Source organism: Zobellia sp. 1_MG-2023, assembly GCF_030549125.1.
GTDB lineage: Bacteria > Bacteroidota > Bacteroidia > Flavobacteriales > Flavobacteriaceae > Zobellia > Zobellia russellii.
In genome coordinates this window covers 1-12367 of record NZ_JAUOSY010000005.1, presented here as the reverse complement: position 1 = coordinate 12367, position 12367 = coordinate 1, and the positions used below count along the sequence as shown (strand labels likewise).

Here is a 12367-nt window from a genome sequence, read left to right as displayed (position 1 = left end):
CATTTTGAACATTGATTATCTTAATTGTTGTAGAAGTATCTCAAAATACAACTCTCACAGAGTCAAAAAATATTAACCCTAACACTAAAAACTCAAATGAAACGGGCTTACGCCTTTCTAAGACAAGAAAGCGCACAAAAGATAATCCACTGTTTGGTATGGCTTTCTTTTATGCGCTAACTAACCTTTATATTTCGCACTGTAGTTTTGGCTTATTCAAAACTCTCAATACTTACCTGTTTTGAAGGCCAATAATCATCTTTACGGAACTCAAATTTGGTGGGCTTGTAATCACCAACTAAGGTAACATCTGCCCTTTCTGGAATGGGCAAGTCAAGCCCCCAAAATATGCCATTTACCAGTAATCTTCTGGTACCTTCTACCAATAGGTCATTTGCGGCACCAACTGTGGAGGTAAACGCTTTTCCTTTTTTACCATCAGGTAATTGGTAGCTCTTAATCCATGTAACGGGCATCAACTCTTCACCTAGGCTTTTTCCATCTTTGTTGGTAGTTGCAATTTCATCATCCGTAGGTCTCATTCCGTAAAACACATCGTTTTCGTCATACTCTCCTTTTCTATTCATAACCTGCCCTAAGATTATAGGCTGCGAGTCTCCAGGAAGGGGAAGTCTAACCCCGTACACATCACTAGCACCCCATACGTCTCCATCAGAAATTCCGTTGGTTATACCGGTTGTACCAGCGCCAATAGCTACCATTCCCTTTGTACTTTGGTGTTTATGGTGCCCATGATGATTGATCCAGGTTTCGCCAAGAACCAAGCGACCAAAACCGCCGTCCCATTCCGTCTTGTCTCCTTTGTAATTGAAACTATAGTGCGCATATGGAGAATTGGAATCTTCAGGAAAATTAAAACCGTGGGTTGCAGTTCTTAACCCCATAACCGGTTTTCCAGATTTTAAATAATCGTTTATATATTTCATTTGATTATCGGGCAGTGCTCTAAACCGGGTAAAGATCACCATCATATCCGCCGAAGCCAATGCCTCTAATCCCGGTATATTTTTAACGTAATTCGCATTTATAATACCTGGCTTATCTTCTTCCTGCGCAAATAGAACGGTACATTTAAACCCATGATGTTTAGATAAAATTTTTGCCAATTGGGGTAACGCTTCTTCGGAACGGTACTCCTCGTCTCCCGAAATCATAACGATATGCTTGGCATTGTCATTGGCTCCCTCATAGGTCAACCATTTTTTTGGAGCATCTATTTCTTGAGCCATTTCGGGTTCTGTATCAACGGTTTTCTTTTGCTCTTTGCATGCAAATAAAAATAGACAAATAACAATTGGCAGTATATTTTTCATTCTATTCTAGTTTAAATATTTTATTTTTTGATTCCCAATCCTTCTGAGATGAGTTTAAATCCTTCAGTATAAACCTCCTCAACCGGCGAATAGTTTCTCCATACATTAATAGCATTGGCAAATTCCGGTATAGTTGTACTAAAGGCTTCAATGGTTACCCAGCCTTTATAGTCTATTTCCTTGAGCCCTGAAAAAACGTCTGGCCAGTTCACTTGTCCCCTACCTGGTGTCCCCCTATCATTTTCACTAATGTGCACATGCTTTAGATAGGGCGCTATAGTTTTAATAGCACCAGATTGACTTTTCTCTTCTATATTGGCATGGTGCGTATCGAACATGGCTCCCAAATTTGGGTGATTCACCTCTTTTACCATATCACCTAAATCGGCCATGGTATTATATAAATAACATTCAAACCTATTTACGGCTTCAGGCGTTAGAGTAATATTTGCCCCTTTGGCATATTCTGCCGCCTTTAACAGCATTTCATTGCTCCACTTCTTTTCTTCCTGAGTGGGTGGTTTGCGAGTAAATAAGGCAAAAGTGGAATGAAAAGGTCCGCATAAAACTTGGGCATTGGCAGCCGCACCCATATCAATTGACCACTTTAAACGTTCCAGACCCGCTTCTCTTACTTTTTTATCGGGACTTGCAATATTTTGCTCAGCAGATAAAGAGGCTACACCGGTTACCCCCATATCCATTCCGGAAAAATGGTTGCCCAGCTGTGAATAATATTTTTCGGTTCCTTCTCCAAAAAAAAGCTCAATACCGTCATATCCGGTATCCTTTAGAGTATCTACAATACCAAAATGCTGCTCAGTGACATGATTAGTCCAAAGCAACATATTCATCCCTATTTTCATTGTGTAATGGTTTCTTTAAAATTTGTTGTGAAATAAATAAAACATGAAATTCGATTCTGATTTCCTTCTAAAAATCGCGCCGGGGGACTTATGAATTCCATATAGTGAACAAAACTAGCGCTAAATGAAACTTTAAAATTCCTTTATTTTCTTAAAGATTGATACTTTTTTGCCATTTACTACGGAGTACAGCACACAGTCATACATAATTAAACTGATTTTTGAATCTTTAAAAATAGCTTCCTATACTCAAGGGGACTCATGTCTGTAATAGACTTAAATTGTCTATTAAAATTTGATAGTGCGTTATAGCCGCATTCATAACTAATTTGGGAAATATTAAAATTATCCTCTAAAAGCAATTTTCGGGCATGACCAATTCGTATCTCGTTAACAAAACGTGTAAAGGTCTTATTGGCCCTAGGCTTAAAATACCTACAAAATGAAGTTGTGGTCATGCTTAAAAGACCTGCGGCCTCGTCCAGAGATATATTGGTCTTAAAATTAGACATCACATAATCATACACTTTGCGCATTTTTTCCGCATCTCCACCTTTAAAAGCATTCATATAGTTAGGACTGGCCAACATCGTATACTCATTACTATTGGATAAGGTGTCTAATATTTTCAACAGATGTAAAATTCTCTTAAAACCCTGTTGGTTATCCAACTCTAAAATAAGGGCTATAATGGCTTCCCTTGTTTCTCCATAAAATTCTATACCCCTTAAAGAATGTTCTACAAGCTTATTTATCTTGTAAAACTCTTCCATCTCAAGAAGTGGTTCGTTTAAGAGCACATGATCAAAATAAATAACCAAGCCTCTAGTAGAAAGTTTACTGTCCTTTTGAAAATAGACATCGTCACTTCTCCATAAATGAGGAAGGTTGGGCCCCGTCATTACAAGGTCGCCTTCTTTGAAATTCTGTACATGATCACCTATAAATCGCGTTCCTTCGCCTTCTACGATATATGAAATCTGAAACTCAGGGTGAAAATGCCAATTAGGATTAAAATAAGGACCAATAAGGTCTTTATAGATAAAAGTTTCCTTTGGCGTCAACGTCTTTTCTATACTTGGAGCACTCATAAATTTTCTCTATAAATACGTTTCGACCCCAATATATGATAAAAAAGTATCAACTTTTAATAAGATACAGGATAATTTAAATCAAAATCTATCATAGCTTTGTCTACAATCTCAACAACAATCTAATTTTATCGGCAAATTTTTAAAAATAGTTAAGCTAATGTGGATGCAAATTCCGATATTAACAAGTGTAAAAAGTACATTAATAATTTTAAGCCTATTTAGCTTGTAAGAGCGATATAAATACTCAACCAAGACCAAACCATCGTCATCTTAACTCAAAACAAAATTATTCTACCTATTATGAAAATTATTAAAACGATCGACAAAGCAAAGCTCATCATGACCTTTGTCGTAGCACTTTCATTTTTGGCATGTAGCGAAAAAGAAAACAACACCTTAACCGTAGATAAAAACTCTCGCATTGTTTTAGTAGGAAACAATTTAGGATCAAGAATGATGGAGTTTGGGCATTTTGAGACCGAAATGCAACTAAGGTATCCCACCGATTCCTTATATATTAGAAATATGTGCGATGGAGGAAACACTCCTGCCTTTAGACCACACGCCGCTAGAAAATCTCCCTGGGCCTTTCCTGGAGCCGACAAGTTTGAACATGACCCAGGAAGCAGAATACACTTTATTGAAGATGATGGCGGACACCAATCCGGAAGTGTAGGTCACTTTCCTACTCCCGATGAATGGATTACCAGCTTAAAACCGGATATCATACTTGCATTTTTTGGCTATATAGAATCTTTTGAGGGCCAAGAAGGTCTTGAAAATTACAGGGAAGAACTGCGTGCGTTCATAAAACATACTTTGGCCACCAAATATAACGGCATTGCTCCTCCACAGCTCGCCATTGTTTCGCCTATTGCTTTTGAAAATCTTTCGGCCAAAATGGATTTACCCGATGGTATACAGGAAAACACAAATTTGGCACTTTACACCAAAGCTATGAAAGAGGTGGCCAATGAAGAAGGTGTACTTTTTGTTGATGCGTTCGATGCTACAAAAAAATGGTACGAAACCGAAGATGAAGACCTTACCCAAGATGGGTTTCAGCTTACGGATTCTGGCTATAAAAAATTCGCCAAATTATTGGCCAACTCCGTATTTGGAGAAAAGCAAACTACTGAAACCAACAGTCAACTTGTTCATGAGGCCGTCATGGAAAAGAACTGGTTTTGGCTCAACGATTTTAAAATACCCAATAGCGTTCATGTTTACGGAAGACGGTACGACCCTTTTGGACCGGACAACTACCCTTTTGAGATTGCCAAAATTCGGGAAATGACGGCTATACGTGATACTGCCATCTGGATGGCCGCTACCGGTAAAAAAATGGACTTGGTCGCTGCCGATGCAAAAACAAAAAAATTGCCTAAGGTAGAGACCAACTATAAAGAAAGTGAAAAAAATGGGACTCCTAAATACCTCTATGGCCAAGAAGCTCTAGCTCAAATTAAAACCGCTCCAAGCTACAAAGTAGAACTTTTTGCCTCCGAAGAGCAGTTTCCTGATTTGGCCAATCCTGTTCAAATGTCTTTTGATAACAAGGGCCGTTTATGGGTGGCCGTAATGCCAAGTTACCCTCATTATAAAGCAGGAGACAGTAAACCAAATGATAAACTTCTCATTTTTGAAGACACGGATGGCGATAATAACGCTGATAAGCAAACGGTTTTTGCAGACGGTCTACACCTTACCATTGGTTTTGAATTTGCTCCGGAAGGCGTGTACATGTCCCAAGGAACCAGCCTAATTTTATTAAAGGATACCGATGGGGATGATAAAGCCGATAAAAAAGAAATAATTCTAAGTGGGTTTGATGATCATGATACACACCACGCTATTAGTGCCTTTACTACCGATCCATCCGGTGCTATTTATATGGGCGAAGGTACTTTTCTTCATTCCAATGTAGAAACGGCCTACGGAAGTGTTAGAGGGTCTAACGGAGGTTTTTACCGTTATAGTCCACAGCGACATCATCTTGAGCGCACCGCCCAATTGGCAATTCCAAATCCATGGGGTATAGCTTTTGACGATTGGGGGCAGCCATTTTTTGAACATACCTCTGGCCCAGCTGCCACTTGGATGATGCCGGGAACTATTGTTCCGCGTTACGGGGTAAGCTCTCCTATCCCAGAAAACCTTATTGAGAAAGACCATTTAGTGCGTCCTACTTCCGGCCTAGAATTTGTTTCTAGTCGTCATTTCCCGGATAATGTACAAGGAGATATGTTGATTAATAATACGATTGGATTTAGGGGAACCAAACAACACAAAATGGTAGATGACCCTAAAACTGCGGGCTATATCAGCAAATATAGACAAGACCTTATTTTTTCCGATGATAAAAATTTCCGCCCCGTAGATATGGAGTTCGCCCCAGACGGTTCACTTTACTTTTTGGATTGGAGCAACGTACTCATAGGTCATATGCAACACAATGCACGCGACCCACTAAGAGATCACGTACATGGTAGAATTTATAGGGTTACCTATCCATCTAGACCATTGGTAAAACCAGCTAAGGTTGCAGGTGCAACAATAGACGAATTGTTGGAGAACTTAAAATTACCGGAATACAGAACGCGCTACAGAACCAAAAGAGAATTACGTGCTCGTAACGCCGATGAGATTTTGGCCAAATTGGATATCTGGGTTTCCAACCTTGATAAAAAAGATGAAAATTACGAACATAACCTTTTAGAGGCTCTTTGGGTTAGTTGGGGACTTAACAATATTGACCATGATTTATTGACCCAATTATTGGGAGCTAAAGATTTTAGGGCACGTGCAGCTGCAGTTGAAGTATTGAGATATGGCGGGCACCAAATTAATGATCAAGCAGAATTGTTGATGCAGGCAGCAAAAGACGACAATCCTAGAGTACGCCTTGAAGCATTGGTTGCCGCATCTAGACTAGGTAAAGATATTGGAATTCCTATTATTACCGAAGCCGGAAAAAAAGGATTGGACAAATGGATGAAAAAACCTTATGAATCTGCCCTTGCACATTTGAACGGACATAGAGCTGGAGAAGAAGCTAAAGAAGTAATAGAAACAGATTTAAAAGGAAAAGATTTAGAACTGTTAATGGCTGGACAAGAAATTTATGAAAGGGATGGCTATTGTGCTACCTGTCACCAATCGGATGGCGAAGGCCTTAGCGCTTCAGGGTTCCCTCCTCTAGCGGGTTCAAAATGGGTAACCGGCAGTGAGGAAAGACTGATTAAACTCACCACAAACGGAATTATGGGCCCTATAGAGGTAAAAGGCAAGAAATACCCTGGTCAAGTACCCATGACCCCATTTGGCAAATTACTGAATGAAGAAGAGACTGCCGCCGTGCTTACCTATGTTAGAAATACATTTGGCAACAAAGCTTCAGCCATTTCACCTGAAAAAGTGAAAGAAGTTCAGGAACAGATTAAAGATAAAGAAGGGTTCTATTCTCCCGAAGAATTACTTCAGGAGCACCCAATGAAATAATTTAAACATATACCATTCTACCATTTGCAAAGGGGACATTCTTATGAGTGTCTCCTTTGTTTTTTCTTCACGTTAGAAAATTTTGATACTGTTTTACAGAATGAGCACCCGTTCTCTTCAATTACAAAACTGATACTATTTTATCTTTTGTTAAAACAAAAAAATACCACTCTTCTAAGCCTCTTAACCTTTCATTTAACCCTTTAGTAAAAAAACAAAATCCTCTATCCATACCATTCAACAAAAATAGTTAGTATTGATGATTTCTTAGGAACCCTTCTCAACTCTGTTTTTTAATACAGGTTTAAAAACTTCAAAAAACAATCCGCAACCAAAATAAAGGTCTTCCTCCTCCTCATTTTTTTGTGTCAAAAATTATAGTGACTAAAAATGCGATATTAAAAAAACAATAAAGCCAATAATATCAAATAATCAAAAAATGACAAAAAAATACCATTATTAGTAAAATTACAGGTGTACTCGCACACTACATACAATTACATTTGAAGGAAATCCCCCTAACTAATTCATCAACTTAAACTTTTAGACTATGACTTCAATGTTATCATCTTTTAAGATCAAACAGTTTTGCGTCTTATTAGGTATTCAAATTGTATGTCTCCAATCTTCCTTTGGGGCTAGTTTATCTATCGATTCAATTGATAGGTTTACAGAAAGAAATGACACCGTTCGGCTACTCATCAAGAATGACCAGGACAACGTAATTACGGGTACCGTTAACGACCAAGGCAACCAACCTTTACCTGGTGCAAGTATTATTGAAAAAGGCACAACAAATGGCGTAACCACAGACTTTGATGGAAATTTCTCCATTGAAGTTAGCAATCAAGATGCCGTACTGGTTATCTCCTATATAGGATATGCCACAAGAGAAGTACCTATTAACGGTCAAAACAATATAACAATTGGCCTTGAGGAAAATGCATCTGCTTTAGACGAAGTAGTACTGGTTGGCTATGGCACCCAAAAGAAGAGTGATTTAACTGGTGCCGTGGGCTCCGTAAAAGCGAAGGAACTAGCCGAAAGGCCAGCCGCGTCTATGAACCAAGCCATTGCCGGTAAAGTTTCTGGGGTTAACATTACTTCAGGATCAGGTAGGCCCGGAGGTAGAACTGTTGTTAGAATTCGTGGAAATACATCGGTAAGTATTGCCAACACACCACTTTATGTTATTGACGGCGTAATCCTTAGCGCCGCTAGTCTACCCAACGGAAGCACGCCCATAGATTACATGAACCCTAATGATATTGAATCTATTGAAGTACTTAAAGATGCGTCGGCAACAGCTATTTATGGGGCTAGAGGTGCAAACGGTGTAATTCTGGTTACTACAAAAAGAGGCACAACAAGTGGTGGTGGCCGTCTTAATTATGATGTAGATTTTAGCATAGGAACACTCCCCAAAAAGCTTAATTTATTAAACTCCGAAGAATTTCTTCAAGTAGAAGAAACGGCGTACGCCAATGCAGAAAAGTTTGACCCTGAAGGTTGGGCAGGAGATAGGTATACAGACCCTAGACTCAAAAGAACCGACCCAAGGTTGTTTGATTCTGAAGGAAACCCTCTGTACGATACGGATTGGCAGGATGAAGCTATTAGAACTTCGTTTACACAAAACCATCAACTTTCTTTTACCGGAGGAACCCAAAAGGGCAACTACGGACTTTTTATGGGCTTTCGCGATGAACAAGGACTTATTATAGAATCATGGTTAAAGCGTTATTCGGCTAGATTCACAATGGATTCGGATATCACGGATTGGTTAAGAGTTGGTGGTAGTTTAGGTTATAATGACCAAAATGAAAAACAAGTAGACCAATTAGGTGGTGGCGGTATCACCACAATGCGTCAAGTTTTTGAAGCGCTTCCTATTATACCGGTCACTTATGAAGATGGCACATGGGGCTCTAACATAGATTATCCCGGCATGGAAGGTGGAGGAAGTCCTGTTGCTGTGGCCAATGACAGAAGGTACTTCCTCAAGACTCAAACCGTTTTAGGTAATTTCTATAGCAACATTGCCTTCAATAAAAATTTGCAATTGAGAACTACAGTTGGGGCAAACGTCATAAATCAAAGGAATGACTACTATGGAGGTCGTGACTTAAGATATATTGCCAGACCTGATGGAGCGGCCTATGTTTCAAACGGAAGATATAACTCTTGGCAATTTGAAAATTATTTGACCTATAACAAAGATTTTGAAAACGAAAATTCGTTAACAGCCATGCTGGGACTTTCTTGGCAGCACATAGATGAATTTGAGTCCAAAGCGGAGACTAGGGGTTTTGCAGATGATTTTTACGGTTTCAACAATCTTGGAGCTGGGTCCAATCCGCAAACACCAACGTCAAGTAAAATAGCATACGGACTTAACTCTTATTTTGGCCGTGTAAACTATAACCATCAAAACAAATATTTGCTGACCTTAACAGGAAGAGCGGATGGGTCTTCCAAATTTGGTCCAGAAAATCAATTTGCATTCTTCCCTTCGGCGGCTTTGGCATGGAGAGTATCCAACGAAGATTTTCTATCTCAAAGCGAAACCATTTCCAATCTAAAAATAAGGGCTAGTTATGGAGCCACAGGAAACTCAGAAATTAAAGCTTATAGAGCTTTAGCAGGTCTTGAAAGTGGGTCCGTAATCTTTGCAGGAGACCGCGCTTCCTTTAATATACCGGAACGAATGGCCAATCCAGATTTAAAATGGGAAAAAACAGAGCAGGTAGATGCAGGAATTGAGCTTGGCCTGCTAAACAACCGCATAGCAATAGAACTTGATGTATACCGTAAATTAACTACAGACATGCTCTTGGATGCTCCTGTTCCTTCTACCAGTGGTTTTACAAGCGTTTTCCAAAATGTGGGCAGTATGGAAAATAAAGGGGTTGAGTTTACCTTAAATACTACCAACATTGATAACGAGGTATTTGGATGGGATTCAAATTTTAATATTTCCATAAATAAGAACAAGGTTGTAGCATTAACGGGAGGTTCTGATATTTTCCTTGGGTCCACGCTAATACGAGAAGGAGAACCGGTAGGAACTTTCTTTGGTTATATTGATGAAGGTACATGGAATACAGATGAGGCCGCCGAAGCAGCCATTTATGACAGACTTCCCGGCGACATTAAATACAAAGACCTAAACGATGATGGAGCCATAAATAGTGATGATAGAGCTATCATAGGAAAAGGAATTCCAGATGGTTTTGGAACTTTCTCCAACACATTTAGATACGGCAATCTTGAGCTATTGGTCGATCTTCAATTTCAATATGGTAACAGTCTCATGTACCGTGATGAGCATTCGGCCGAAGACCGTCAGACCATTGCCAACAGCTTTTCTACTGTATTGAATGCTTGGACACCTGACAATCAAGATACAGATATAGCTCAAATTAGACCTATAGCCGCTGGATATGACACCAATAATGATTCTGGAAAATTAAAGGATGCCTCTTTCTTAAGAGGAAGAAACTTAATGCTTTCCTATGTCTTTAATCCTGAACTTACAAAGCGCTTACATTTAAACCGCCTAAGACTCTATACGTCTGTTCAGAACTTCTTTGTATCCACAAAATTTCCCGGGTACGATCCAGAAAGCTCCAATGGAGGAGGCACGTTCGATCAAGGTTACTCCTTATATGATTACCCAAGACCCCGCACATTTATGATTGGGCTTAATGTTGGATTATAATAATATAAAACGATAAAAAATGAAAACCTATAAAAACATCATAAGAACTATAGTGGCCCTGACCGCTATATCGCTTACAACTTCATGTAGTGACTTTTTAGATGAAGAAGACGAGTCCAATTTTACTACTGATACCTATTTCACCAAAGCAGAACATGCCGAAAGTGCAGTAAATGGTATATATGAACCTCTAGTTCCTATTACAAACAGTGGGTTCGGAGGAGGAACTTGGCTCATGCTAGAATTTGCAACTGGTTTAGCAAATACTTCTTTAGGACAAGCCACCAACATTTATTTAGTCAAAGATTTGATTAATAATTCGGACAACGGATACGGAAGTAGCTTTTGGAATGAATACTATACAGGTATATCAAGAGCAAATTTAGCCATTGAAAAAATTCCGGAAATAAACATGGATGAGACCGCTAAACAGAACTATTTGGCGGAAGCTAAGTTTTTTAGGGCTTATTATTATTTTGGACTAGTAAGAATGTTCGGTAACATTCCAATTATTACAGAATCCGTAGACCTAACTTCAGAACAACTACACCCAGAACAAGCTTCACCAGAAACGGTTTACGACCTTATTGTATCAGATTTAACTGAAGCCGAAAATTCCTCCCTACCATGGAGAGATGAATCAGGTAGAGTAACATTGGGAGCGATTAAAACATTGTTGGCAGATGTTTATTTGACTATGGGCGGATACCCTCTTCAAAAAACCGAAAATTTTCAACTAGCCGCCAATAAAGCCAAAGAAGTAATAGACTCTGGCCAGTATACTATATTCGATTCATATGATGATTTACATAACCCCGCTACTAAAAATACAGGGGAGTACATCTTTATGACGCAATTTGCTGCCAACATACAATCGGCAAACTGGCAACCGGCAATTCTACCGTACAATTTAGGAATCTCAGCCTACTCAGCACAGACTGGAGGTATATTTTCAACCAATGAATTTGCAAATTCCTATGAAGCGGGAGATAAACGTGCTGAAGAAAAACAATTCTATTTTACAAGCTACTCTTTGGAAGCGGATAGAAGTGATAGTGTTAATTTGGGCGCTCCGTATATATTTAAGCATTTTGATGTTCAGGCCAATGAAGAAAGCGCACAATCCGATTTAAATTGGTGTATCTATCGTTATTCCGATGTGTTATTAATGTATGCCGAAGCTGCTAATGAAGCAGAAGGAACACCCTCCGCAGATGCGTATGCGGCCATTAATGAAATTAGACAACGTGCTGAAATTGCAGATTTATCCGGTTTATCACAAGAAGCATTTAGAAATGCAGTACGAATAGAGAGAATTCATGAACTAAGCTTTGAGAACAAAACTTGGTTTGACATGGCTAGATGGAGAAAAGCTTATAACCCAGAAACCAATCAACTAGAAGATTTTGTAGGGCACAACTTTTCCTACCTCCCCAATAAAGCATTAACAGAAAGAGAACTCCTGTTTCCAATTCCAACATCAGAAATGCAAAACAACCCTAACCTATCGCAAAACACAGGTTACTAATACATAAGATACTTTTAAGAATTTCTTTTTTTTGATAGTTAGTTGATAGTGAAGATAGCCCTTGGTTTTACCAAGGGTTATTTTTTGTGGCACCTTTCATAAGAAGAAGACACTCTCTAAGGTAATTAAAAACACTCTATAGATTGTTTGGAGACGGATATCCTTATCTCGAATACAATTAGCTTAATCGTGTTTGCACATAGTGGATAGTCATATACAATCACGCTAATCACAAATTAAAACAACTCCCACCGTTCGGGACGGGACAAAAAAAAAGGTCCCGACCAGTAAAACTGATCGGGACCTCGAAGCAAGGCGGCTTC

At 39.1% G+C, this 12367-nt stretch carries 6 protein-coding genes; 3 read left to right on the top strand and 3 right to left on the bottom strand.

The genetic code is table 11. From position 1 onward, the window contains the following. Positions 1 to 212 precede the first annotated feature (212 nt). The 3 genes from Q4597_RS11740 to Q4597_RS11730 all read right to left on the bottom strand — a co-directional run bounded on the left by Q4597_RS11740 (position 213) and on the right by Q4597_RS11730 (position 3291). Complete coding sequence (locus Q4597_RS11740) at positions 213 to 1334, bottom strand: hypothetical protein (protein ID WP_303406371.1); 1122 nt, start codon at positions 1332 to 1334, stop codon at positions 213 to 215. Positions 1335 to 1354: 20 nt separating this feature from the next. Continuing rightward, positions 1355 to 2200, bottom strand: coding sequence for a sugar phosphate isomerase/epimerase (locus Q4597_RS11735; protein WP_303406370.1), 846 nt, complete (start codon positions 2198 to 2200; stop codon positions 1355 to 1357). Positions 2201 to 2409: 209 nt separating this feature from the next. Further along, entirely contained in the window at positions 2410 to 3291 is an 882-nt protein-coding gene (locus Q4597_RS11730) for an AraC family transcriptional regulator (RefSeq protein WP_215441081.1), read from the bottom strand. Between the two features lie 303 nt (positions 3292 to 3594). Here Q4597_RS11730 and Q4597_RS11725 point away from each other — a divergent pair, with 303 nt between their 5' ends. The 3 genes from Q4597_RS11725 to Q4597_RS11715 all read left to right on the top strand — a co-directional run bounded on the left by Q4597_RS11725 (position 3595) and on the right by Q4597_RS11715 (position 12044). Next, on the top strand, positions 3595 to 6795 hold the full coding sequence (locus tag Q4597_RS11725; protein WP_303406369.1) for a PVC-type heme-binding CxxCH protein: 3201 nt from the start codon (positions 3595 to 3597) through the stop codon (positions 6793 to 6795). A 550-nt stretch (positions 6796 to 7345) separates the two neighbouring features. Further along, positions 7346 to 10516 carry a TonB-dependent receptor gene (locus tag Q4597_RS11720; RefSeq protein WP_303406368.1) on the top strand — a complete coding sequence of 1057 codons (3171 nt, stop codon included), beginning with the start codon at positions 7346 to 7348 and terminating at the stop codon, positions 10514 to 10516. Positions 10517 to 10535: 19 nt separating this feature from the next. Beyond that, positions 10536 to 12044: a RagB/SusD family nutrient uptake outer membrane protein gene (locus Q4597_RS11715; protein WP_303406367.1), complete on the top strand. Its 1509-nt coding sequence runs from the start codon at positions 10536 to 10538 to the stop codon at positions 12042 to 12044. Positions 12045 to 12367 lie beyond the last annotated feature (323 nt).